Genomic DNA, 24,612 nt, shown 5'->3' on the forward strand with positions numbered 1-24,612 from the left:
AGCGCCTGCAAGCGCTGCGCCCCGCGCCGGGCCAGCTCGCCGCCGGTAGCGTCGTAGACCACCACCCGCACCGCAGGGTTCGGCGCCAGGCGCGGGGCGTCGAGTTCCAGCTGGCTGTACGGCAGATTGACGGCGTAGAACAGGTGGGCCTCGCCGTATTGGCCGTGCTCGCGCAGGTCAAACAGGGCGATTTCCTCGCCGTCGAACAGCCAGGTGTGCAGCAGCGTGGGGGTGATGCTGGGGGTCATGGGACGCATTCCGTGGTCGTTGGTAGGGTCAGTGTCTGGCATAGCGCCTCATCGCGGGGCAAGCCCGCTTCCACGCAAACCGGCGATGAGGCAGGCGGGCGTCAAAGCCCGTAGGCGGCAATCGAAGGCGCCATCTGCGATTTGTTGTAATTCACCACGCTGCCGTCGTCCTTGACCCCGTAGCGGTTGTCCAGCGACTCCAGCGGCCGGCCGTACAGGTGAAAGTGCAAGGTCGGGCTGTCGCCTTCAACGCGAATGCCGTGCAGGTCTTCACCCAGAAACGCCACCGGCGTACCCGGCTGCACCACCACCTCGCGTTCCAGCACAAGGCTGGCGCGCGCCGGGTCGCGGCCATCATCTTCGCGGCGATACACGCGGTTCAACTCCTGGCCCTCGACGGCAACGATAATCGCCCAGGTTTCGTGGTTGTGCGCCAGGGTCGCCTTACCCGGCAGCAGCGAGTTGACGTACAGCGTCGGCGACTCGCCGTCGTCGTTCAGGCGGTAGCGGAACTGCGTCTCGCCGGTCGCCGCAGCCGGCGCCGGCGCCGGAAAACGTTCGAAGTTGAACAGGTCGCGGCGCTCGGCCAGGGCTTCAAGCAGGCCGACAATCTGCTGCAAGGCAACGCGGTCGACGCCACGCTCATGGATGGCGCGCACGTGCGCAAGAAACGGCTGGATCACGGATTCACGGGACATATCGGAGTTCTCTGGTTAGGGCTCATACGCTGAGGCTGTAGCGCCCCAGGTTGCTGTACACATCGGGCGCCGGCCGGCTGGGGCGTTGGCCGCCCTCGCCCAGCGCATGCTGCAGAAAGCTGCGGGTGCGTTCGTGGGTTGGGTCGCGGAACACCTGCGCAGCGCTGCCGTGCTCGACGATGCGGCCGTGCTCGGTGAAGTACACCTGGTCGCTGATCTCTTCGGCAAAGCGCATCTCATGGGTGACCAGCACACAGGTCATGCCCTCCTCGGTGAGCTCGCGGATCACCGCCAGCACCTCGCCGACCATCTCAGGGTCCAGCGCCGAGGTGACCTCGTCGAACAGGATCAGCCTTGGCCGCATCGCCAACGCCCGGGCAATCGCCACGCGCTGCTGCTGCCCGCCCGACAGCTCACCGGGGAAGGCTGCCGCCTTGTGTCCCAGGCGCACCTTGTCAAGCAGCGCCAGCGCCTGTTCGCGGGCCTCGTCACGGTTGCGCCCGAGCACCTTGGTCGGCGCAATCAGCAGGTTGTCGAGCACGCTCAGGTGCGGGAACAGGTTGTACTGCTGGAACACAAAGCCGACCTGCTTGCGCAAGGCGATCAGCTCGGCCTCGCCGCGCAGCTGGTCGACCTGGGTGTGGCCAATGCGGATGCTGCCGCGCTGGGGCCGCAACAGGCCGGTCAGGCAGCGCAGAATGGTCGACTTGCCCGAGCCCGACGGGCCGATGATCGACACCGCCTGGCCGCTTTGCACCTCAAGGTCGATGCCGCGCAGCACCGGGTTGTCGGCAAACGCCAGGTGCACGTCGCGCAGCTGGATCAGGGGTTCAGAAGGCATAGCGGCGCTCCAGGCGTTGGGTCAGGCGGGCAATCGGGTAGCAATAGGCAAAGAACAGCGCCAGCACGCTGAAGTACACCAGCACGGTGAAACCGCTGCGGTTGACGGTGTTGGCGGCAATCTGTGCGCTGTCGATCAGGTCGTGCACACCCACCAGCGAAGCCAGCGCGGTGCCCATGGTCACCACCGCGTACAGGTTCATCCATGGCGCCAGCATGCGCCGCAGGCACTGCGGCAGGATGATCAGGCGCAACATCTGCCCACGGCTGAACGCCATCGAACGCGCAGCCTCCCACTGGGTGGCCGGGATCGAGGCCACCGCGCCGCGCAAGATCTCCGCCACGTTGGCGCTGGCCGGCAACGCCAGGCCCACGGTGACCTTGAGCCAGTCGGGGAAAGCCACCCAGGTGCCAGCCACCTGCACATCGAACGGGAACACGTAGGAGGTGAAGTAGATCAGCACCAGCCACGGCGCGTTGCGAAACACCTGCACCCACAGCTGCGCCAACGCACGCAGCGGCGCGAGCGGCGACAGCAGCAGCATGCCCACCAGCAGCCCCAGCAACGTGCCAAGGCCGATGGCGCCAACGCTCATCTGAATGTTCTGCAACAGGCCCACGCCCAGGGTGGGTGACCAGTGCCACAAGGTGGCGAGGTGTTCAGTGGCCATAGCCCGGCATCCTCAGGCGCGCTTCCAGGGCGCGGCCTACACAGTTGACGGCAAAGCTCAGCAGCCCGAAGAACGTCAGGATCAGGATCATCAACTCAATGACGTTGTCGCCCTGGGTCCAGATCATGATCGAGGCGTAGGTGATGTCGTTGACGGCAATCGCCGAGGCCACCGCCGTCATCTTCACCAGGTCGATCAGGTTGTTGACCAACGCCGGCAAGGCGAAGCGCACGGCCAGCGGCAGTTGCACCTGCAGCAATTGCTGGCGGCGGCTGAAGGCCAGCGAGCTGGCCGCCTCAAGGGTAACCGTCGGCACCGCCTCGATGCCGGCGCGCAGAGCCTCGGCATGAAACGCCCCCTTGTGCAGCGAAATCACCAGCACCACCCAGGCGAACGGGGTCATCGGGTTGGCGTTGCCCAGGCTCTGGTTGATCAGCATGTTCAGTACCAGAAAAGCGCAATACAGCTGCACCAGCGTGGGCGTATTGCGCGTGACTTCGATAAACGCGCGCGCCGGCCATTTCAACCCGCGCCGCGTCGAGGTCACCGCCGCCGCCAGCAGCACGCCCACCAGCAGGCTGCCGGCGATACTGAACAGGCACAGCCACAGGGTGGTCAGTGCGCCGTCCAGCAGCTTGCCGCTGGCATAGCTATCGAGCAGAAAGCTGTAGTTCAGGCCGAGCCGGGCCAACTGCCCGAGCAGCCCGTGCACAAGCTCGCTCATCAAGCGCCTTCGCCCTGCAACCTGGCGCGCAGTTCGACCAGCGCAGGCGATGCCGGGGTGATGTGGTTGGCCTGCTCACGCTCGATCAGCCAGCCGCTGCGGTGCCATTGCTTGACGAACGGGTCCAGGCGCTGCTGGGTGTCGGTTTCACCCAGGCGGGTCCAGATCACCGACGGCGCGGGGTTGAGCTCGGGCGTGAGGGCGCGGTAGCCGCCCCACTCGCCGCCCTTGGCCAGCAGCGGGTTGATCAGCGTGGCATCGTGCACGGCGGCGACGCAGTTGTTGCCGCGCAGGGCCAGCAGCGATTCGGCAGAGGTCTTGAAGGCTTTCAGGTCGGCGCCCAGCTCGACCAGGGCCTGCGTGTAGCTGCTGCCCTGGGAGGTGCACACCGGCTGCCCCTTGAGCTCGGCCCAGGTGTTCAGCGGGCTGTCCTTGGCCAGCACAGCAGCGCCGCCGACACGGTAGAACGGCGTGGGCACATGGCCAAGCAGCTTGTCGCGCTCGGGGGTCCATTCCATGTTGGCGATCAGCAGGTCGACCTTGCCCTGCTGTAGGAACTGCACGCGGTTGGCGGGCTGCACCGCGACCAGATCCACCGGTACGCCCAGTTGGCGGCCAAGGTCGCGGGCCAGGTCAACGCTGAACCCTACTGGCTCGCGGGTGGCCGGGTCGATGGCGCCGAACGGCCCACCCGACAGCACCACCCCCACCGACAATTTGTGACGCTGCTGGACCTTGTCCAGGGTGGCATCGGCCAGGGCCAGGCCGCTGGTGGCCAGGGTAGTGCTGGCGAGCAGCGTGGCGAACAACCCGCGACGGGCAACGGTGGACAGCGACATGGTGGGGTTCCTCATCCCGGCAGCCGGAACACCCGGCCAATGAGGGCGCATCCTAGGAAGTTGCAGGGGTAAGGGGAAATTCAAATATTGACTATCGTTATAACTTGGTTTGTTCTGCGCAATGTAAAAAAAGATATAAGCCCCTATTTTATTGATAACGACCATTGAGTGGTAGCCAGAAGATCAATCAATACATAACGATTCATTATCTTTAAGCGATCAGCTTTGATGTAATATCCGCCTACCTCGCCGCTTTTCATCCCCCACAGGCCTGCCCATGACCACTCCCGCCCTGGACCTTGAACTGCTGCGCACCTTCGTGGCTATTGCCGACCACGCCAGTTTCGCCGAGGCCGGCCGCCACCTGGCCCGCACCCAGGCCTCGGTAACCCAGCACATGCAGCGGCTGGAGCAACAGGTGGGCGTACCCCTGATGCGTAAACAGGGCCGCCACAAGTCACTGACCGACGCCGGTCGGCAACTGCTGCGTCATGCCCGGCAAATGCTCGCGCTCAATGACGAAGCATTGGCCGGCCTGCGGCAGGACGGCCCGAGCGGCGTGCTACGCATCGGCTCACCGCACGATATCGCCGACACCATCCTGCCGCCGATACTCAGCCATATCGCACGCTCGGCACCTAAACTACGCCTGGAGATCGACGTCGGCCGCAGCCCGTTTCTGATGGAGGACCTGCAGCGCGGCAAGATCGACATGGTTGTCTCGACCCGCACCGCGCCCGGGCTAGAAGGCTTCGCACTGCGCGTCTCGCCGGTATGGTGGATTTGCGCGGCGCAGTACCAGCACGTACCCGGCGAACCCCTGCCGCTGGTGCTGGTGGACGAGCCCAGCCTGTACCGCAAACTGGCCTTGGAGGCGCTGGAGCAGGCCGGCATAGCCTGGCGCCAGGCGTATCTGGCGTCCAACCTGATTGGCATCAAGGCTGCGGTACGCGCCGGCCTTGGGATCACCGCGCGCAGCCAGGAAATGGTCGGTCCCGATATGCGGGTACTGGGCAAAAGCGACGGTTTACCTGTCTTGCCAGACGTCACCTACCGCCTATGGATCCGCGCCAATACGGTCAACCCTCTGGTGCGCCAAGCCTACACGTTGGTCCGCGCAAGTGTGGGCATGTAGCTAAGGCGTCCTCATGGCGTATTAGCGCTACTAATCGATCATCAGTAGATGTCACTGTCACTCATGCCGTGGTCAACAATAATGTTGGCCCTGGGCCAATCCCCCAGCAACCACCCATCAGGCTGGTGCCCATCGATCACACTGATGATGACTATCGAGCAGCCCACCTGTCTGGCGGCCAGCACCGACGCCTATAATCGCCCCCAGACTTGACCCCTCCCCGCGCCTGCTACAGGCGACATTCCCCTTGGAACTCAACACCATGCCAAGCGCCAGCCAGGCCCCTCGCGGCCTTCCCGAACATAATCAACAGAGCGTCAAACAGCAGTGGCTGGCGATACTCTCGGTCGCCGTGGGTGCCTTCGCCCTGGTGACCAGTGAGTTTCTGCCGGTGGGCGTACTCAATGATGTTGCCAACGACCTCGGCATCACCGCAGGCCAGGCCGGCCTGATGGTAACCCTACCCGGCATCATGGCCGCGCTCGCCGCGCCCCTGCTGTCTGTGGGCATTGGCGCCCTGGACCGTCGCTATCTGCTGATCGGCCTGACCCTGATCATGATCATCGCCAACTCGGTGGTGGCCTATGCCAGCGACTTCGGCCTGCTGCTGTTCGGCCGCGTGCTGCTGGGCATCAGCATCGGTGGTTTCTGGGCGACCGCCATTGCCCTGAGCAGCCGCCTGGCGCCCAAGGGCGTGGGCGTTGCCCAGGCCACATCGATCATCATGTCGGGGTGACCCTGGCCACGGTGCTGGGCGTGCCCGTCGGCACCTGGCTCAGTGGCCTGATGGGCTGGCGCATGACCTTCCTGGTCACCGCGCTGGTGGGCGTGCCGGTGCTGCTGGCGCAGGTATTCCTGCTACCGCGGCTCACCCCCGACAAGGCCATCCGCATCAGTGACCTGCCGGCCCTGTTCATCAATCCGCAAGCGCGGGTCGGCTTGATCGCGGTATTGCTGATTGGCCTGGCGCACTTTGCCGCCTACACCTACGTCGCACCGTTCTTCAAACAGAATGCCGGGTTCGATGGCCCGACCATTGGCTCACTGTTGTTGCTGTATGGCGTGGCCGGGGTGGCGGGGAATATTTTTGCCGGCTTCGCCGCCAACCGCAGCGTGCGCCACACCCTGCTGCTGGTGGCCCTGATGATCGGCATCAGTACCGCCCTGTTCCCGCACTTCGCCACCGGCATGACCGGCGCTGCCATGCTGATCGCGCTCTGGGGCTTCGCCTTTGGCGCCTTCCCTGCCTGCGCCAGCATCTGGATGTTCGTGGTCGCGCCCAAGGATGTCGACGCGGCATGCCGCTGTTCGTGGCCATGTTCCAGGTGATCATTGCGCTGGGCTCGTTCTTCGGCGGGCAGATCGTCGACCAGTTGGGCAGCTCAGTGCTCTTGAGCCTGGCCACGGCCCTGGTGGGCTGCGGGTTTGTCACCGTACTGGTACTGGGGCGCAGCGTCAGCAATCGCCTGGCAGCCCAATCCTGCTGACAGATTGATGGCGATGGCGAAGGGGGACGTTTCGGCTTTATGAGAAACGTCCCCCCCAAGAATATGCCCACGAAGCATTTCCCTGCGCAACGCAACAACGCGCATGACCTCGTGGGCGGCGGCGTTTAATCAGAAGTCATAGCGCATCGTCAGGTTGGCGTTACGCGGTGCCCCGTAGTGGCCATAACTGCCCGCCATGCCGGCGTAGTACTTTTCGTCGAAGAGATTGTCCAGGTTCACGGTGGCCGCGAGATGATCGTTGATCTGGTAGCGCGTCATCAGGCTGGCGACAGCGTAGTCGTCCTGGGTGATGCGCGTGTTGTAGCGGCTAAAGTACAGCGACGACTTGGAGTTCCAGTTCACTCCGCCACCTACGGTCAGCTTCTCCCATTCGCCAGGCAGGCGGTAGGTGCTCCAGAAGCGGAACGTGTCCATGGGCAGTTGGGTAGTCAGGCGAACGCCATCGGCATTCTCCGTGCGTGTGTGGCTGTAGCCGGTCTGGATGTTCCAGCCGGGTGCAACCTCGCCGGCCAGTTCCAGGTCGATACCTTTGGTTTCGGCGCCGTCTTCGGCACGCGAAGCCGTGTCCGTGGTACCCGGCACTCGAACGTTGTCCTCCACAGCCAGGTTGTCGCGCTGAATCAGGTACAACGCGACATTGGCATTGAGGCGACCCTCGAAGAACTCGCCTTTCCAACCCAGCTCATGGTTCTTGCCCACCTCAGGGTCGAGTACCTTGCCGGTCCTGTCACGGGCAGACTGCGGCTTGAAGATATCGGTGTAACTGACATACACCGACTGCTCGGGGGTAAGGTCGTAGATCAGGCCGGCATAAGGCGTGACCACCCCCGTTTCCTTCATACCGTACCGGCTGCTGTAATCGAACGAACCATCGTACTGATACGAGTGGATGAAGTAGTCATAGCGATAGTCCGAGGCCCGGGCGCCCAGGATCAGGTGAAGCTGGTCGGTAAAGTTGAAACGACTGGCGGCAAAGTACCCCTGTTGGCGGACCTTGATATCGAAATCCATCCCGCCCGTGAACGGCGCATTGGCGATCTCGTTGTCCCAGGTGGTGTAGTTGAATTCAACGTCGCCCGAATAGGCCGCGTGATCGTTGTGATAATCGGAATAGTTGTAGCCGACGATGAGGTCGTGAGAACGGCCAAGCAGCTCGAAGGGCCCCTTTAAATTGATATCCAGGCCTTTCTGGACCTGATCGACCTTGGCTTTGTCATGGCTGCCCTGCGCGTCGCCGCTGGCCTGATCGATGAAGGCTCGGCCGCTCTGGCTGCTGTAGGTGGTGTTATCCAGGTCCCGCTTGATGTTCATGTAGTTGCCCACCACACGCAGCGCCCAATCATGGGCGAGCATCTGTTCCAGCGTGGCGGTGTAGTGGGTGGTGTTGAATGTCTCGTGGCCCCAGCGTGCGCCCGAGCCTTTGGAACGGGAGAAGTTCGTCGGCTGCCCATTGGTGTACAGCAGCGGCACACCGGGCGAGCCCGTGGCCTTGTATGTCTGGTTGTCGATGCCGAAGCGCAACAGGGTGGTATCGCTCAGATCGCCTTCCACCACGCCATAGAGCACTTCACGGTCCTGGGTGTACCAGTCCATGAACGCATCACTCTCCTGCTTGGCCGCCACCAACCGGCCACGCACCGTCTTGTGCTCGTTCAACGGGCCGGAGACATCGACCTCGGCACGGTAGTTGTCCCACGAACCAACACCGCCCTGCACATAGGCCTTGAAGTCGCGCGTCGGCTTTTTGCGCACCAGGTTGACCACGCCACTGGGTTCACCCGCGCCGGTCATCAGCCCGGCCGCCCCGCGCACGATCTCGACGTGGTCATACAGCGCCATGTCCAGCAGGGTACTGGGCATGTTGCGCGTCACGTTCTCCTGAACCGTGGTGACACCGTCAAACTGATAGGTGTTGATGGCGTTGCCACGGGCATAGATGTTGTATCGCTCGCCGCCGTCCTGGCTCATGGTGATGCCGGGGGTGCTCTTGAGGACGTCAGTGATGCTCGCCAGGTGCTGGTCATCCATGCGCTGACGGGTTACCACCGTAATGGTTTGCGGCGTCTCGCGGATCGACAGGTTCATCTTGGTCGCCGTGCTGGTCAAGCCGGTGGTGTAGCTGCCGGTGCCCTCGGTTGTACTCCCCAGGCCGGTGGAGTCGATGCTGGTCGCCCCCAGTTCGACGGCATCGCCGGTTTCCACCCGGTACAGCACATAGCGCTTTTCTCCCGCCTGCAGCACCCTCAACCCGCTGCCCTGTAACAACCTGGCGAACCCCTGCTGCAGCTCGAAGCTGCCCTGCAGCCCCGAGGACTGCAACCCCGAGGTCTCTGCGCTGCTGAAGCTGATGGTCACGCCGCTGGCGGCGGCGAACTGGCTGACGGCGGCGGCCAGGCTGCCGGCAGGGATATCATAGTGCTGCGGCGCAGCCCAGGCGGTCGAACTCGCCAGCGCGGCACTGCAAAGGCTCAACGCCAGGGTCGCCCGGCGAATGCTGCGGGCTAGTGGGGAACGGCGTGCGGACATGAATCGGGGCTCCTGTTCGGGGTGTCTTGGGCGCGTCTGATGCGCGCGTCCTGAAGGGCCGAAGCAGCGAAAAAAATCTGTTACCCCCAAGCGCAAAATAATTCACGAGGGTTGCGCCGGGGCGAACCAGCGGCGTGCAAAGGCGTGCTGCGCAGCACGTCGGTCAGCCCAACCCACGGGGCTCCAGACGTACCCAATAGCGCGTCATGCGCCGCGCGCGGATCGCTAGCGAGTCCTCCAGGCTGGCCAGCGCAGCGTCGGTGTCATCGAGGTTGAAAGCGCCGGACAAGCGCAGTTCGGCTACCTGCGCGGCGCACCCGAGATAACCGGGACGGTAACGTGCCAACTCGTTGACCACATCGCCCAGCCTCCAGTCGACGCTGACCAGCATGCCGCGGGTCCACGCCTGTGCGTCGGGCGCCAGCGGCTGCAGTGACCCCACGTTGCCGGTGCCGAAGCTCAACTGCTGCCCGGCGTCGATGCGTACGACTTGGGTCGATCGGCTCGGCTGCACCTGCACGGCATGCGCGGCCACCGCCACCTGGCTCACGCCGGCACCCTGGCGCACACTGAACCGGGTGCCGAGCGCACGTATGTCGCCTTCGGCGGTGCGTACGCTGAGTGGGCGCGGGTCCTTGGCGGTGTCCACCAGGATCTCGCCCTCGCGCAGATGGATCAGGCGCTGGGTGGCATCGAAGTACACATCGACGCGGCTGCCGGTGTTGAGGTCCAGGCGCGTGCCGTCAGCCAGGGTCAATTGTCGCCGCTCGCCAACCCGCGTCGCGTAATCGGTGCTCCACGGCGAGACGCGATAGCCCTGCCAACCGACCGCGCCGACACCGAGCAACAGCGCCAGCGCCTTCACTGCATTGCGCCGATCGCGTCGTGCGTTTTCCAGCGTCAGGGCAGCACCGCCAGGTGCATTGCCCAGACGGCTCTGCAACTGCTGCAGGCGCACCCAGGCTGCGGCATGTCGAGGGTCGACCGAGTACCAGGCTTGCCAGCCAGCGCGGGTGGCATCGTCGACGCTGCTATCGTGCAGGCGCACGTACCAGTCCACCGCCTCGGCGAGAATGACCTTCATGCGTCCTCGAGCAGCAGACAATGCATCAGCGCGCGAGCCAGGTGCTTGCGCACGGTGCTCACCGAAACGCCAAGCCGCGCGGCGGCCTTTTCGTAGCTCAGGCCGTCGAGCTGTACCGCGAGAAAGATCGCCCGCGTGCGGGGACCGAGGCCATCGAGCATGCGGTCGATGGTCAGCAGCGTATCGATGATCGCAGCACGGGTTTCGGCAGACGGCGCGTAGTGCTCAGGCTGCTGCGCCAGGGCTTGGAGGTAGGCGTTTTCCAGGCTGCGGCGCCGATACAGGTCGATGACAAGGCCACGCGCGATGGTCGACAGGTAATGACGTGGCTCGTTGAGTGTGCCGGCGGTGCGCGCCAGCAATACCCGCACAAAGGTGTCCTGGGCCAGGTCGGCGGCATCGGCAGAATTGTTCAGGCGCTGGCGCAACCAGCCACGCAGCCAACTGCTGTGCTCGCGATACAAGCTATCCAGGCTCATGTGCCCAGCCATGTCGGGGACCACCGTGGGCATCCAGCCTCCTTGAAAACCATGCAATGCAAATAAGAATTTTTCGCAATTATAGTCAGTGACGGTGGTATTGGGAATGGTGGCGTGAGACGAGTGTCACGCCACCTTGCTCACAAATACGTCGAGCCAGTCAATATTGACTCAACTGGCAATTTGACAAACTATCCCCGCACTTGCGCCACGCCGCGCATTGATCGACTACCAGGCACCCCAAATGCACACTGAACATGATTATCGGCGCATCGACTCCAGCGACCTGAGCAGCACCTGCCTCGCGGAGCTGACCCAGGGGCAGCAGCATCCGCTGTGGTTCAGCGCCGTCGACTTCAGCGAGCAGGACCTTTCGCGCATCAACCTGTCCGGGGCGCGCTTCGAGCGTTGCCTGTTCGCAGGCACTAACCTGACGGCCGCCCAGCTCGACGCCACCGAGTGGCTCAACTGCAAGGCTGCGCACGCGGTGTTTCGCGCATCGACCCTGGTCGATGCCCGGTTCGTCGGCAGCGACCTGAACAACACCCGCTGGCAGCACAGCAAGCTGGCGCACGCGTCCTTTACCGGCTGCAAGCTGACCGGCGCCAACTTCGCCGACGCCGCGACGCTGGGCCTGAATTTTTCGGACTGCGTGCTGCGCAGCGCCTCGTTGTCAGGCATGTCGTTCTACAAGTCGCAACTGCACTCACTCGACTTTGCCGAGGCCGACCTGAGCTATTGCGATTTTCGGCATGCCGTCTTCGTGGAGGCGGGTAGCCTCTCGCTGGCGCGGGTCAACAATGCGCGCTTCGACCACGCCGATTTGCGCGAGGCCAGCCTGGACGGGTTGCGCCTGGTCGATGCGAAGCTGTTCAAGGGCGCGACCATCTCCAAGAGCCAGGCCGCGATGCTGCTGTCCGGCCTGGGGCTGACGGTGCGCTGACACTGGCCGGCAACCCGCAATCCCCTACACCGGCAGCTCGGTGGTGTCCTGGTCCTGACGCTTGAGCCATACCCGCACAAACAGGGTCAGGCCCAACGCCACCTTGGCCGGGTCCACCAACGCCACATAGCGCTCGATCACCCCCGCCGCCTCCAGCAGGCGCACCCGCCGCAGGCAGGGCGAAGGCGACAGCCCCACCTGAACGGTGGACCTCGCCGCCGGCGGTGCTGGTGATAGTCGCCATGACCTTGCTGGTCAACAGCCGCCACCTGCTGATGGGCGCGACCCTGGTCCCGCACCTGCGCCACCTGCCACTGAAAAAGGCGCTCGGCGCGGTGTTCTTCATGTGCGACGAAAGCTGGGCCATGGGCTTGGCCGATACGCGCCAGCAGGGCAGCTTCAGCCTGCACTACTTCTTGGGGGTGTCGCTGTGCCTGTGGGTCACCTGGGTCGGTTTCACCGCCCTGGGCGCACTGCTCGGGCCGCTGCTGGGCGACCTGCGCAGCTACGGCTTCGACATGGCCTTCGCCGCCGTCTTCCTGGTGCTGTTCAAGGGCATGTGGAGAGGGGTGCATACTGCCCTGCCCTGGTTGTTCAGCCTGATCACCGCAGGCCTGTTCCACCTGTTTATTCCCGGCGGCTGGTACGTGCTTGCGGGCACGGTAGCGAGCCTGGTCAGCGCTTACCTGTGGGCCAAGCCATGATCGACATCGCTACCCTGGTCACGATCACCGGCATGGCCGTGGTCACCTACCTGACCCGCGCGCTGGGCTTTGTGCTGCTGCGCAATCGCACCCTGGGGCCACAACCGACCCAGGTGCTCAACGCGGCGCCCGGCTGGCGTGCTGTCGTTCCGTCGCGCGCGCACCACGGTCAACCCGTTGAAGCCGGAAACGGCCTCGGCGCTGGTCCGTTCGGGGGTTTACCGATATACCCGCAACCCGATGTACCTGGGCTTCGCCACCGTGCTGGTCGCATGGGCGATCTTGCTCGCCTGGCCACCGGCGCTGCTGGGGGTGCTGGGGTTTGTGGTGTATATGAACCTGTTTCAGATCGGGCCGGAGGAACGGGCGCTTGCCAGGCGTTTTGGGGGGGAGTTTGCGCAGTATTGCAACGGGGTTCGACGGTGGGTCTAGAGGGGGCATGTTTTTGGCCAATTGCTGACGTATGCCTGTTGCAACGATGGGGCGATAGTGGTCATCTGCGACCGTCGGCTAACGGCAAAAAGCGGACTGCAGCACGCAACCGGATTTTTATAGTGAGCGTCTAAGGTCTGGCCGTCCGTCTTTCGATCTGGTTACTCGAAAAGAACAGTATCAGCGCCACTAAGCAGACCGACGTCTGGATAACCCCCAAGCTCGACACCGGCGGGTATTCCAGAACCGATACCAGCCAGGTCGTGATCGCTGCAGCGCCCATGGTCATAAACCCGAGCAATGCCGACGCAAGCCCCGCCTGCTTGCCGAATGGCCCCATGGTGATGGCCGTACCCAGCGGGTTGGCCAGGCCCATGCCCCATAGAAAAACCGCCATCGTCAGCGAGTACCAACCAAGGCCTGGAGAGCTCGGCCCGACCAGCAGAAGGCAGCCGGCCAGCATTGCGGTGGTCAGGCCCCAGGTAGCGACCGAGCGACTGCCAAAGCGGCGCGCCAGGCGCGGCGCTGCCATGCCGGCAGCGAATACCACGAATACTGTGACAGCGAAGTACAACCCTGCCTGCAAGGACGACAAACCCATGCCGCTCATGAGAATCGCGGGTGCGGCTGCGAAGGATGCAAACAGCCCACTCATAAGCAAGCTCACTGCCGCACCCGCAAGGATGAAACGCTCATCAGCGATCAGCCGCCAGTAGGTGCCCACTACCTGCGGTACCGACTGTGTGGTTCGGCGTTCAGGCGGCAGCGTTTCGCCAAGGCAACGCGCATAGAAAAACGCGATGACAACAGCGGCCACTGCAACCATGACGAAAATCGCTCGCCAACCCAGCGCGGTAGTCAGCAGGCTGCCGAGCAGCGGTGAGAAGCCGGGGGCTGTCGCGGTGGCGATCATGGTCAGCGACAATGCTCGCGCCAGCGTTTGGCCTTCGAACAGGTCGCGTGCAATGGCGCGGGCCAGTACGGCGGCGGCGCAAACGCCCAGCGCCTGGATGACTCGCCCGGCGATCAGCATATCGAGTGAGCCGGCAATGCCGGCAACCAACGTGCCTACTACGAACAGCGAGAGGCCGCCGAGCACCAGCCGCCTGCGGCCGAAACGATCCGCCAGCGGCCCAACCACCAGTTGCGCGAGCGCAAAGGTGATGAAGAAGCTGGAAAGCGTCAGGCCCAGCTCGCGAGACGATACGCCAAGCTGCTGGCCGATGTCCGCAAACGCGGGAAGGATGATATTGGTGGACAGAATGCTGATCGCCGAAAGCGCAGCCAACAAAGCCACGACCTTGCCGGTCAGCGGCGTGTCGGCCTGTGTAGGCATCACGCTGTCGCTTGCTGGCTGGTGCTGCCCGCTCACGGCGTTGTCTCCCAGCGGCGGAACAACACGCTGGCATTCACGCCGCCAAAACCGAAACCATTGGAGAGCGCATGGGTGATCCGCATTTTGCGAGCGTTGAGCGCGACCAGATCGAGCCCCGCAGCTGCTTCGGCGGGGTTGTTCAGGTTCAGTGTCGGCGGCACGATCTGGTCGCGCAGCGCCAGCACCGTGAAGATCGCTTCGATGCCGCCGGCAGCGCCAAGCAAGTGGCCGGTGGCGGATTTGGTCGAACTGATTGCCACGCCTGCATCGGTGCCGAATAGCGCCTGAATAGCTGTCAGCTCGCCGTTGTCGCCAACCTGGGTGGAGGTGGCGTGGGCGTTGATGTGCTGCACATCGTCCGGGCTCAGGCCCGCCTGCAGCAGCGCCTGTTGCATGGCGCGCAGGGCACCGTTGCCATCCTCGGGCCCGGCGGTGAGGTGATAGGCATCGGCGCTGGTGCCGTAACCCACCAGTTCGGCCAGCGGCGTGGCGCCACGTGCGAGGGCATGCTCCAGCGACTCAATCACCAGCAGCCCGGCACCTTCGGCCATCACGAAACCGTCGCGGTCACGATCAAACGGGCGCGAGGCCTGCTGCGGGTTCTCGGCGAAACCGGTGGACAACGCGCGCGCCGCCGCAAAGCAGCCCAGGGTCACGCGGTCGATAGCCGCTTCCGTACCGCCGCAGATGGCGATATCGGCCTCACCGCTCCTAATCAGGCGAGCGGCATCGCCAATCGCCTGAACACCGGCGGCACAGGCGGTGACCGGCGCGCCAAGCGGACCTTTGAAGCCGTTGCGAATGGATACATGTCCTGCGGCCATATTGGCCAGGAACGAGGGTGCGGTGAACGGCGACAGCCTGCGCGGCCCGCGTGAGTCGGTCGTGCGTACGGCCTCGGCCATGGCACCGAACCCGCCCACGCCCGAAGCGATGATGGTTGCGGTTCGTGCCTGCTGCGCTTCGCTGCTCGGGTGCCACCCCGCCTGCTCCAGCGCTTCATGCGCGGCAACCAGCGCAAACTCGATAAAGCGGTCCATCTTCTTGCGTTCTTTCGGCGCGATGATCTGTTCGGGTTGATAGCCCGCCAGCGCGTCCTCTTCGAGCGCGGGCACTTGACCGCCCACCGCCACGCCCGTGCCTTCGGTGATTTGCGCGGGTAGCGTGCGAATGCCCGAGCGCCCAGCCAGCAGGCGGCGCCACACTTCATCCACACCACAGCCCAGTGGCCCGACGATGCCGGTGCCGGTTACCACGATGCGTCTGTGCTGCTGAACGTTGCTCATTGGAACCTCTCTGTATCGGTCGGCGTTCTCCCTGGCCGCAGAAGAACGCGTTGGCCGGGAACTGCGTCAGGCTTTCGCCGCGACGCTCGAATCATCGATGGGGCTGCTGGGGCGGATCTTGAACCAGATGGAGTACATCGCCGGCAGAAACACCAGGGTCATTATGGTGCCGACAAAGGTGCCGCCGATGAGGGTATATGCCAGGGTTCCCCAGAACACAGAGTGCGTAAGTGGAATGAAGGCGAGAATCGCTGCCAGCGCTGTCAGCAACACGGGGCGGGCGCGCTGTACGGTGGCTTCGACCACCGCATTGAACGGGTCCAGGCCCTCGTTCTTGTTGTGATGGATCTGCCCGATCAGGATCAGCGTGTTGCGCATCAGGATCCCTGACAGCGCAATCAGCCCGACCAGGGCGTTGATGCCAAACGGTTGATTGAACAGCACAAGCACCGGCATCACGCCAATCAAACCCAGCGGCGAGGTGAGAAACACCATGACCATCGCCGAGATCGAGCGTACCTGCAGGATGATGATCAGGAGCGTCAGGGCGATCATGATCGGCAGCAGCGGCAGAATCGCCTGGCTGGCCTTGCCCGATTCCTCGATGGAGCCGGCCATTTCGATGCGGTAGCCAGTTGGCAAGGTTTCGATGATCGGCTGCAGGTCTTTCCACACCGCTGCCGAGACGTCTGGCGGCTGCAGCTCTTCGGCGATGTCACCACGCACGGTGATGGTCGCGTGCGGTCACGACGGCGCAGAATCGGATCTTCCATACGCACATCGACCTCGCCGATCTGCGACAGCGGAATGCGCTGGCCGGCGGAGCCAACCAGTGTGAAACCCTCGATCTTCGCCGGATCGAGACGGATATCCCCGGCTGCTCGGCCGACCACTTGCACCGAGCGAATGTCTTCGCGCACCGTGGTGATCGGCACGCCGTTGAGCAGGAACTGCAGCTGCTGGGCAACTGCGTTGGAGCTCAGGCCAACGGCCTGCAGGCGATCCTGATCCAGCGAGAAATGCAGCGCAGGCACCAGCGGCCCCCAGTCGCTGTTCACGCTTCTCATCATCGGGCTGGCGCGCAAAACGCCCTGCACACGAGCCGCGATTTCGCGCAACTGCAGCGGGTCCGGTCCCATTACCCGATAGGCCACCGGGTAAGGTGAGTATGGGCCGAAGACCAGTTGCGTCACGCGCACCTTGGCCTCGGGCGCCAGCCTTCGGAGACGGCCTCACGAACACGCAGTTTGAGCGTTTCGCGGGCTTGCTGGCTGTCCGTCAGCACCACGATCTTGGCAAACGACGGATCGGGCAGTTCCGGCGCCATGGCCAGGAAGAAGCGAGGTGGGCCTTGACCGACATAGGAGGTAACGATCTTGGCTTCTTCCTGCTCGCGCAGCCATGACTCAACCTTGATGGCCGTGGCGTTGGTCTGTTCGATGGAGGTACCGTACGGCATTTGTACTTCGACCAGCACTTCGGGACGGTCGGACGTCGGGAAGAACTGCTTCTTCACCAACCCCATGCCCAGTACCGAAACCACGAACAAGGTGATGACCGCCCCAGCCACCAGCCATTTAAGGGCGATGACCCGCGCCAGCAGCGCACGGAAACGGTTGTAGTGGCGGGTGTTGTAGATGGCCGCGTGGCCACCCTCGACCTGCTTGATATTGGGCAGCAACTTCACGCCCAGGTAAGGCGTAAACGCCACTGCCACCACCCATGAGGCGATCAGGGCAATGCCGACAATCCAGAACATGTTACTGGTGTATTCACCCGCCGTGGACTGGGCAAAGCCGTTGGGCATGAAGCCGATGGCGGTGACCAGCGTGCCGGAGAGCATCGGCGCAGCGGTGTGGCTCCAGGCATAGGCCGACGCCTTGAAGCGGTCGTAGCCCTCCTCCATTTTCACCACCATCATTTCGATGGCGATGATGGCGTCGTCCACCAACAGGCCCAATGCGAGGATAAGCGAGCCCAAGGTGATGCGGTCGAAATTCTTGCCCGTGGCGGCCATCACCACGAAGACGATGGCCAACGTCAGCGGCACGGCAGCGGCAACCACGACGCCGACGCGCCAGCCCATGCTGATAAAGCAGACCAGCATGACCACCAGCAAGGCGACGAAGAACTTGACCATGAATTCGTCAACGGACGAGGTGATGTTGACGGCCTGATCGGTGACCTTGCTGAGCGTCATGCCCAGCGGCATGGCGTCGTTGATGCTCGCGGTTTCAGCCTCGAGCGCCTTGCCGAGGTCAAGCCCATTCCAGCCCTCACGCATGATTACACCGAGCAGCAAAGCGGGCTCACCGTCATTGCGTACCAGAAAGGTGGCCGGGTCCTCGTAGCCGCGCGCCACGGTTGCCACGTCGGAAAGCTTCAGCGTACGACCCTGTACGACAATTGGTGTCTCGCGGATTTTTGCCAGTCTGTCGAAGGCACCATCCAGGCGCATGACGACCTGCGGCCCGTTGGTTTCCACCGAGCCGGCGGGCGTCAGGGCGTTTTGGGTATTGAGTGCAGCAAAGATGGCCTGCGGCGTCACACCCAGGGTTGCCAGCCGGTCATGGGAGAACGATACAAAGATGCGCTCGGCCTGTTCGCCGATGATATTGACCTTTTTTACCCCTGGCACGTGCAACAGCCGCTGACGCAGCGACTCGGCGTCACGCACCAGCTGGCGCTGCGGTTCGCCCTTGGCCTTCAGGGCATACACCGCGAAGGTCACATCAGAGAACTCGTCATTGATCATTGGCCCGATAACGCCGACAGGCAACGTTTTGGCTTCATCGCTCAGCTTCTTGCGGGCCTGGTAGAACTCTTCCTGCACCTGCGACGGTGGCGTGCTGTCGCGCAACGACACCATAGTGAATGCCAGGCCCGCGCGCGTGTAGGTTTCGCTGCGGTCGTACCACTTCAGCTCCTGCATGCGCTTTTCCAGCGGCTCGGCGACCTGTTCCTGCATTTCCAGGGCGGTAGCGCCTGGCCACGCAGTGATGATGGTCATCTGCTTGACGGTAAACGGTGGATCCTCGGCGCGGCCCAACTGAAAGAACGCCAGCGTTCCGGCCACCGCGATCAGCAGGATCAGGAACAGCGTGACGGAGCGCTCGCGAACCGCAAGTGCGGACAGGTTGAAACGCCCCTCGCTCATGGCTGACTCCCGGCTACCGCCGCGGCAGCCGCTTGGGCAAGCCGTACTTGCTGGCCATCACTCAGCAAGTGGGCACCGAGGGCCACCACTTGCTCGCCAGCAGTGAGCTTGCCGGCGACACGCGCGGCCTCATCATCGATACCTATCACCTGAACTGGCCGCCAGGAGACTTTCGCCGGCTCGCCAGCCACTACCCATACGCCTGTGCCGTTGCCTGGGTCGTAGAGCGCGGCGATAGGCACCTGCAGCACCTGAGTGGCGCTCTTGCCCTCTGCGATGGTCAGGGTAATGGTCGAGCCGAGCGGCGCATTCGCCAACGCACCGTCGAGCACATACCTGGCTTCGAAGGTCCGGGTGGCGGCATCGGCTGCCTCGGAGAGCAAGCGCAGCTTGGCTGCCACGGCAGCGCCGCTATTGCCATACAACCTGGCTTGAGCCGTGGAGCCTGGCGCCGGACGCAAGGTTTCAGGAAGGTGCACGACAGCTTCGCGCTGCCCCGCCCGCGCCAATCGCACCACTGGTTGGCCCGCACTGACCACTTGGCCGGGCTCGGCCAGCGTGTCCATCACCACCCCATTGGCGTCAGCCAACAACACCGCGTACCCCGTGGCATTGCGCGCCACATCAGCCTGAGCTTGGGCAGCGCTGAGCTGAGCCTTGGCAGAATCGGCGGCGGCCTTGATCTGATCATAGCGCGACGCCGATACCGCACCGGCGGCTACAAGCCCGCGATAACGCGCCTCGTCATCCGCCGTCTGCTTGGCCAGCGCCCGAGCGGAAGCGACCGTCTCCTGCTGCGCGCGCGCCTGTAGTTGCAGGTCGATGGGATCGATGCGCATCAACGGCTGGCCGCGCTTGACCGTTTCACCCGTGTCAACCAGGCGCTCGAGAATCTTGCCCGATACCCGCAAGCCCAGGTCACTCTGGGTACGTGCGACCACTACGCCGGTGAATGAACGGCCCGTCTCGGACGACTGCTGGACCGTCGCCGCCCTGATCAGCGGCGGCTTGTTACGGGGGTCTTGGTTGACTGACGAATCGCCACACGCCACCAGGACGATAGGCAGTATGCAAAGGGCGAAGGTGGCGGGCTTGAGGCGCATGGGTTCCGTTACTCAAGAGCAAGATAGGAACCACATTCTTGTTCTAGTGACTAAAACTGTCAATGGTCACGAGCAATTATCTAAGGCGCCAGACTGCGCAATATCAGTGCTGGCAGCAGCACGACGGCCTCAGACGCTGTATCCAGGTTGTACTGCAATTGAGCCGCGTTGACGTAGGGGCGCAGGGTCAGAAAGATCGCATTGACGGTCTCATCCAGGGGCGTCTTGCGCTCGAACTCTCCAGACTGTCGGCCTTCCAGGACAATCTGCTGGATAAGCTCACGGATACGCAGCTCATGAGTCTTGACCGACGGCCACAGGTCGCGCGAAGCGACGGCAGCAATGTCGTAAAGCTTGCGATCGTGGAAGAACAGATCGCTGCCGGCCTCGGAAATCGAGCGAAACAGGCGCCTTAGTTTCTCGGATGCGGTCTGCGCCTCGCCAATGGCGGCTTCGACGATCTGCATGATCATGGCCAGGCGATTGCTGCATATCACCCCACCGATGGCCTGCTTGGAATCGAAGAATTTATAGATATAGGCCTTGGAGAAACCAATTGCCTTGGCGAGGTCCGAGACGGTGGTCTTTTCATAACCGTAATGGCCGAAATGCTGCGTCGCCGCGTTGATGATCTGGTCGCGGATCTCATGATCCAGCGGCCCACGTAGGGTCGAGTTGTTCATATCTTCGTTCATGTCCACAGCTTAACTCCGTGGCGGGCTGATTGACAGATAGTGACCATTATATGATATGGTCACAACCCCAATCGACTTCAGAGAAGCGTTATGCCTCCATTGCGTATTCTTGCTCTTGTGGTGAGCACCAGCCTGGCAGCAGGGTGCGCGGTGGGCCCAGATTACCATCGCCCGGATGCTCCATTGGCCGAGCAATTCACTGGCCAGGCAGCGGTGCAGGCCCTGGCCGCGACAACCACGGCCAACTTCCAGGCCTGGTGGGAAAGCTTTGGCGATCCGCTATTGAGTGCTCTGGTCAGCAAGGCGCTTGCCCAAAACCTCGATATAACCCAGGCCCAGGCGCGAGTCGCCCAGGCACGCGCAGGGCTGGGTGCAGCCCATGCGGCGTTACTACCTTCGGCCACTCTCAATGGCCAAGCCGCACGTGCTTACCAGTCGGTGGAGACGCCGCTGGGTCAGGTGCTTGACGCCACGCCTGGCCATGAGCGTTACGGTAATAGCTACGAGGCCAACCTCAACGCGAGCTGGGAACTGGATCTGTTTGGAGGCCTGCGACGCGGCAGGGAAGCGGCGCTGGCAGACTATCAAGCCTCCAAAGCCGACGTCGTGGCTACGCGGCTCGCCGTCGCGGCGCAAACTGCCGATATCTACACCACCCTCCGTGGCCTGCAGGTACGACTGGCGATTGCGCAACAACAGGTCGATACCCAGCAGGAGCTGCTGGAGAGCGTGCACCTGTTGTATGACCAGGGCCTGGCCGCCGCATTTCAGGTACAGCAGACCGAGGGCCAACTGTCGCAGGTCAAGGCCAGTATGCCGGTGCTGCAGGAGGGCCTGGATGCCGCCATGAATGCATTGGACGTGATGCTCGGCAGCCCTCCCGGCACGCATCGCGCCGAGCTGTCTGGCGCAAGCGCCATTCCACGTGCGCCGCAACTGACGGCCACCGGCTCGCCATCAGACCTGTTGCGCCGCCGACCCGACCTGATCGCCGCCGAACGCCGGCTGGTCGCGGCCAATGCTCGTATCGGTGTGGCGATCAGCGAGTACTACCCGAAATTCTCGCTCAGTGCCCTGCTCGGCAGTGCTACCACCCAAAGTGGCAGCGTGTTCAGCGGCGGCGCCGCGCAATCGGCTGGTGTATTGGGCCTGCGCTGGCGCCTGTTCGACTTCGGCCGTATCAACGCACACATTGACGAGGCCAAGGGTCAGGAAGCCGAAGCACTCGCGGCGTATCGTCAGTCGGTGCTAAGAGCCAGCGTAGATGTCGAAAACGCCTTCTCGGCATTGGTCAATCGCGAGGCTCAGGCGACCACCCTGACAGCAGGAGAAGCGTCCCTGAGCAGCGCCAGGCAGTCGTCTTTCATTGCCTATAAGAGCGGCGTCGCCAGCCTGATTGATGTGCTCAATGCAGACGAAACTTTGCTCCGTGCTTCGGATGCAAGAGCTCAAGCGCAAACAGAATCGGCGCGTGCTGCAATTGCCGCATTTCGTGCGCTGGGAGGGGGGTGGAACCCACAGCCTTCGGTCCTGCGATGAGTGGTAGGAGCAGGCTTGCCTGAGTCGATTTCTGCCTGGATTCTACTGGTGCTTATCGGCGGCTTTGGGTCGAATGAGGACAGCCGCGACTGGCCGCTAACGACTCAAAGCAGCCAGCGGTACCATTGGATGGCTACAAAGCAGGCCACTCAGTGGTTTCGCGGGCCCGCCTCACTCAGAACTTCGCCCGCAACGCCACATTGAAATTGCGCGGCTCACCGTAGAAATTCCAGTAATTGGTATTTCCCAGGGTCTGGTAGTACTTCTTGTCGAACACGTTATCAAGGTTGTACTGCAGCTCCAGGTTGCGGTTGATCTCATAGATGGCGTGCAGGTTGGTCAGGTGGTAGGCATCCTGCCGGATCCTGTAATCCTTGCCGACCTCGGCCTGGGTCATCTCGCTCTGGGCGTAGAAGCTGCCACCGACACGCAGCGGGTTGAGCGTACCTGGCAGGCGGTAGTCGGTTGCAACCTTGAACAGATGGCGTGGCGAGGCGCCGTTGAAGTCTTCGCCTTTCTGCTCGCCCCCGATGTACTTGGACTGGGTATAGGTGTACCCCGCCGATACATTCCAGTCCGGCAGCACCTCACCGGTCAGCTCCAGCTCGATGCCTCTGTTGCGCACTTTGTCGGAAGCCCGGTAGCAAGCCCAGGTCTGCGCACAGGTCACCCGTTCGGCACGGCCGGTCTGGTCCGCCTGGAACAGCGCGATAGCGGTTTGCAGGCGCTTATCGAAGAACTCTCCCTTCAAGCCGATCTCGTAGTTGCTGCCGGTCATCGGCAAAAGCGTTGTGCCCTCCGCATCCTGTGCACTCTGCGGCTTGAAGATTTCGGTGTAGCTGGCGTAGGCCGACCAGTGTTCGTTCAGGTCCTGCACCAGGCCCGCATAAGGGGTGACTTCGCCACTCTTGGAGAAGTGCTTATGGTCTGTGGGTTCACGCACGCCATTGGTGTCATCCAGCGAATCGTGGCTGTACCAGCTCAGGCGGCTGCCGAGAATGAACGTGGTGCTGTCGGTGAGGCTGAACCGGCTGGCCACATACACGCCTTTTTGCTCCTGAGTGCGGTTGTATTGCCATTGGTTGACATTGAGTGCGGTCGGTGTGGGTGGGTCAAATGCTGCCAGCTTGTTCATGTCGACGATGTAGCGGTAGGTCGCATCGCGCCCGCCGTGGTAGTCGAAGTCGTCCTTGTTCCAGTTGCCACCCACGATCAGCTCATGCTGGCGGCCCAGCAGCTGGAACGGGCCCGTGAAGTAGCCATCGATGCTGGTTTGGGTGTCATCGAAGCGAAAGTGGCGCGGATTGAGGGTGAACAGGTCGGCGCCACCGCCTGGGTAGGTGTAGTTACCCAGGAAATCCGACTTTGCCCACATCTGGTTGACTGCCACCACGCCCTTCCAGCCGTTGGCAAAGGTGTGCTGGATGTCGGCGAACAGGGTGGTATTGCGCTTGTCCAGGTGGTTCCAGTCACCGGTCAGCGAGGTAGAGCGCGACATCGGGTAGAACGCGCCGCTCTCCTTGCTGGGCAGGCCCGACCAGTCATAACCGGAGTTGCGTTCCTTCTGGTAGGTAAAGCCGAATGTGGCCAGGGTCGATTCATCCAGGTCGGCCTCGATGATGCCGTAGAACAGTTGGTTTTCTTTCTGGGCCGTGTCCAGGTAGCTGTTGGCATTGTTGTAGGTAATGACCGAGCGGCCGCGCAGGGTGCCGGCTTCGTTCAGCGGCGCCGACAGGTCGAGCATGGTCTTGTAGTCGTCCCAGGAGCCGACCGAGGTTTCGATCAATGCCTGGGACTCGGCCGTAGGCCGCTTGCGGACCAGGTTGATCGAGGCCGACGGGTTACCCGCCCCTTCCATCAGACCGGTGGCGCCCCGCACCACTTCTACGCGGTCGTAGATGTCGGTGTTGGGCTTGGAAATGGTGTCCATCGAGTACGGGTTGCCGATGTTGGTCGGCACGCCATCGATCTGCAGGTTTTCGACCGTCTGCCCACGGGCCTGGTACAGCGAGCGCTCGCTGCCGTTCTTGATGATGGTGATGCCGGTGGCGTTACGCATGACGTCGTCAAGGTTTTGCATGTTCTGGTCATCCATCCGCTGGCGGGTGACCACGGTGACCGACTGCGGCGTTTCGCGCAGGCTCATCGACAGTTTGGTCGCGGTGGACGAACGCCCCGTCGCGTAGGCCCCGGTGCCCTCGGTCAAGTCGCCCAATCCCTGACCGGAGATGGCGGTGCTGCCCAGGGTCACGGCACCGGCTGCGTTTTCAACCTGACGCACCAGCTGGAACTCCCGCTCGCCGGTGCTCACCGCCGCCACGCCGCTGCCCGCCAGCATCTGCGCCAGCGCCTGCTCGACACCGGTGGCGTGCACCCCCTGGCTCTGCTTGTTGGCGGTGAGCGTGGCATCACCGCCAATCAACACCCCGGCCTGGCTGGCCAGCAGGTTCAGTTGGCGTGCCAGCGGCCCGGCCGGAATGTCGAACATCGCGCGTTGCACTGCTGCGCCATTGCTTTGGGCCTGGGTGGTGGCAGCGTGACTGCCAAGGGCAAGGAGGATGGCCAAAGCCAGCGGATGACGGCGCGAAAAAGCAGGGTCGCGAGGCAGCATGAAAGGGTCCTTCCG

19 protein-coding genes and 5 pseudogenes are annotated in these 24,612 nt (G+C 63.2%); 8 read left to right on the forward strand and 16 right to left on the reverse strand.

Features of this window, described 5'->3' with window-relative positions; all coding sequences use genetic code 11:
* The 6 genes from G3436_RS00420 to G3436_RS00445 form a co-directional block, all read right to left on the reverse strand.
* On the reverse strand, nucleotides 1–248 hold a 248-nt coding region (locus G3436_RS00420; protein ID WP_338001175.1), incomplete at its 3' end, for a rhodanese-like domain-containing protein.
* A 101-nt stretch (nucleotides 249–349) separates the two neighbouring features.
* Entirely contained in the window at nucleotides 350–946 is a 597-nt protein-coding gene (locus tag G3436_RS00425; RefSeq protein ID WP_163940263.1) for a cysteine dioxygenase family protein, read from the reverse strand.
* Nucleotides 947–968: 22 nt separating this feature from the next.
* Entirely contained in the window at nucleotides 969–1,787 is an 819-nt protein-coding gene (locus G3436_RS00430; RefSeq protein ID WP_163940265.1) for an amino acid ABC transporter ATP-binding protein, read from the reverse strand.
* Nucleotides 1,777–2,457 (reverse strand): amino acid ABC transporter permease, encoded by a 681-nt coding sequence (locus G3436_RS00435; protein WP_163940267.1) that lies wholly within the window; start codon nucleotides 2,455–2,457, stop codon nucleotides 1,777–1,779. The genes G3436_RS00430 and G3436_RS00435 overlap by 11 nt, the downstream gene beginning before the upstream one ends.
* Nucleotides 2,447–3,181, reverse strand: a complete 735-nt coding sequence (locus G3436_RS00440) for an amino acid ABC transporter permease (protein ID WP_163940269.1) — start codon at nucleotides 3,179–3,181, stop codon at nucleotides 2,447–2,449. Before G3436_RS00440 ends, G3436_RS00435 begins: the two co-directional genes overlap by 11 nt.
* The gene (locus tag G3436_RS00445; protein WP_163940271.1) at nucleotides 3,181–4,020 is read right to left on the reverse strand and encodes a transporter substrate-binding domain-containing protein; all 840 of its coding nucleotides are present in this window, start codon (nucleotides 4,018–4,020) and stop codon (nucleotides 3,181–3,183) included. The genes G3436_RS00440 and G3436_RS00445 overlap by 1 nt, the downstream gene beginning before the upstream one ends.
* A 277-nt stretch (nucleotides 4,021–4,297) precedes the next feature.
* Here G3436_RS00445 and G3436_RS00450 point away from each other — a divergent pair, with 277 nt between their 5' ends.
* Together G3436_RS00450 and G3436_RS00455 are read left to right on the forward strand one after the other, a co-directional pair.
* Nucleotides 4,298–5,155: a LysR substrate-binding domain-containing protein gene (locus G3436_RS00450; RefSeq protein WP_163940273.1), complete on the forward strand. Its 858-nt coding sequence runs from the start codon at nucleotides 4,298–4,300 to the stop codon at nucleotides 5,153–5,155.
* A 262-nt stretch (nucleotides 5,156–5,417) separates the two neighbouring features.
* Nucleotides 5,418–6,642: pseudogene (locus tag G3436_RS00455) on the forward strand (MFS transporter).
* 129 nt (nucleotides 6,643–6,771) lie between these two features.
* On the opposite strand, the gene G3436_RS00460 reads toward G3436_RS00455, so the two are convergent.
* From G3436_RS00460 to G3436_RS00470, 3 genes are all read right to left on the reverse strand, one after another.
* Nucleotides 6,772–9,189 (reverse strand): TonB-dependent siderophore receptor, encoded by a 2,418-nt coding sequence (locus G3436_RS00460; RefSeq protein ID WP_163940275.1) that lies wholly within the window; start codon nucleotides 9,187–9,189, stop codon nucleotides 6,772–6,774.
* Between the two features lie 163 nt (nucleotides 9,190–9,352).
* Nucleotides 9,353–10,273 carry a FecR domain-containing protein gene (locus G3436_RS00465; protein WP_163940277.1) on the reverse strand — a complete coding sequence of 307 codons (921 nt, stop codon included), beginning with the start codon at nucleotides 10,271–10,273 and terminating at the stop codon, nucleotides 9,353–9,355.
* A complete protein-coding gene (locus tag G3436_RS00470) occupies nucleotides 10,270–10,785 on the reverse strand; it encodes a sigma-70 family RNA polymerase sigma factor (RefSeq protein WP_163940279.1) in 516 nt (171 codons plus the stop codon). Before G3436_RS00470 ends, G3436_RS00465 begins: the two co-directional genes overlap by 4 nt.
* A gap of 211 nt (nucleotides 10,786–10,996) precedes the next feature.
* Between G3436_RS00470 and G3436_RS28670 the strand changes: the two are divergent.
* Nucleotides 10,997–11,149, forward strand: a pseudogene (locus G3436_RS28670) (pentapeptide repeat-containing protein); the annotation flags it as partial.
* A 90-nt stretch (nucleotides 11,150–11,239) separates the two neighbouring features.
* Complete coding sequence (locus G3436_RS00475) at nucleotides 11,240–11,695, forward strand: pentapeptide repeat-containing protein (protein WP_420801162.1); 456 nt, start codon at nucleotides 11,240–11,242, stop codon at nucleotides 11,693–11,695.
* Nucleotides 11,696–11,719: 24 nt separating this feature from the next.
* Here the strand turns inward: G3436_RS00475 and G3436_RS00480 are convergent, their stop codons facing one another.
* A complete protein-coding gene (locus G3436_RS00480) occupies nucleotides 11,720–11,893 on the reverse strand; it encodes an Lrp/AsnC family transcriptional regulator (protein WP_243666948.1) in 174 nt (57 codons plus the stop codon).
* Between the two features lie 26 nt (nucleotides 11,894–11,919).
* On the opposite strand from G3436_RS00480, the gene G3436_RS00485 reads away from it, so the two are divergent.
* The 3 genes and pseudogenes from G3436_RS00485 to G3436_RS00490 form a co-directional block, all read left to right on the forward strand.
* Nucleotides 11,920–12,399, forward strand: a complete 480-nt coding sequence (locus tag G3436_RS00485; protein WP_163940283.1) for an AzlC family ABC transporter permease — start codon at nucleotides 11,920–11,922, stop codon at nucleotides 12,397–12,399.
* 32 nt (nucleotides 12,400–12,431) lie between these two features.
* Nucleotides 12,432–12,476 (forward strand): annotated as a pseudogene (locus G3436_RS28675) (hypothetical protein); the annotation flags it as partial.
* Nucleotides 12,477–12,531: 55 nt separating this feature from the next.
* A pseudogene (locus G3436_RS00490) lies at nucleotides 12,532–12,831 on the forward strand (methyltransferase family protein); the annotation flags it as partial.
* 130 nt (nucleotides 12,832–12,961) lie between these two features.
* Here the strand turns inward: G3436_RS00490 and G3436_RS00495 are convergent.
* The 5 genes and pseudogenes from G3436_RS00495 to G3436_RS00515 form a co-directional block, all read right to left on the reverse strand.
* Nucleotides 12,962–14,167: a multidrug effflux MFS transporter gene (locus G3436_RS00495; protein ID WP_163940325.1), complete on the reverse strand. Its 1,206-nt coding sequence runs from the start codon at nucleotides 14,165–14,167 to the stop codon at nucleotides 12,962–12,964.
* 32 nt (nucleotides 14,168–14,199) lie between these two features.
* Nucleotides 14,200–15,492 (reverse strand): beta-ketoacyl-ACP synthase II, encoded by a 1,293-nt coding sequence (gene fabF, locus G3436_RS00500; protein ID WP_163940287.1) that lies wholly within the window; start codon nucleotides 15,490–15,492, stop codon nucleotides 14,200–14,202.
* A gap of 66 nt (nucleotides 15,493–15,558) precedes the next feature.
* Nucleotides 15,559–18,649 (reverse strand): annotated as a pseudogene (locus tag G3436_RS28185) (efflux RND transporter permease subunit).
* Entirely contained in the window at nucleotides 18,646–19,752 is a 1,107-nt protein-coding gene (locus tag G3436_RS00510) for an efflux RND transporter periplasmic adaptor subunit (protein WP_163940289.1), read from the reverse strand. Before G3436_RS00510 ends, G3436_RS28185 begins: the two are co-directional and overlap by 4 nt.
* An 80-nt stretch (nucleotides 19,753–19,832) precedes the next feature.
* Entirely contained in the window at nucleotides 19,833–20,447 is a 615-nt protein-coding gene (locus G3436_RS00515) for a TetR/AcrR family transcriptional regulator (RefSeq protein WP_163940326.1), read from the reverse strand.
* Nucleotides 20,448–20,537: 90 nt separating this feature from the next.
* On the opposite strand from G3436_RS00515, the gene G3436_RS00520 reads away from it, so the two are divergent.
* Nucleotides 20,538–21,986 (forward strand): efflux transporter outer membrane subunit, encoded by a 1,449-nt coding sequence (locus G3436_RS00520; protein WP_163940291.1) that lies wholly within the window; start codon nucleotides 20,538–20,540, stop codon nucleotides 21,984–21,986.
* Nucleotides 21,987–22,161: 175 nt separating this feature from the next.
* Here the strand turns inward: G3436_RS00520 and G3436_RS00525 are convergent, their stop codons facing one another.
* Complete coding sequence (locus G3436_RS00525) at nucleotides 22,162–24,597, reverse strand: TonB-dependent siderophore receptor (protein ID WP_163940293.1); 2,436 nt, start codon at nucleotides 24,595–24,597, stop codon at nucleotides 22,162–22,164.
* Nucleotides 24,598–24,612: the final 15 nt, after the last annotated feature.

Source organism: Pseudomonas brassicae, from assembly GCF_010671725.1.
Lineage (GTDB): Bacteria > Pseudomonadota > Gammaproteobacteria > Pseudomonadales > Pseudomonadaceae > Aquipseudomonas > Aquipseudomonas brassicae.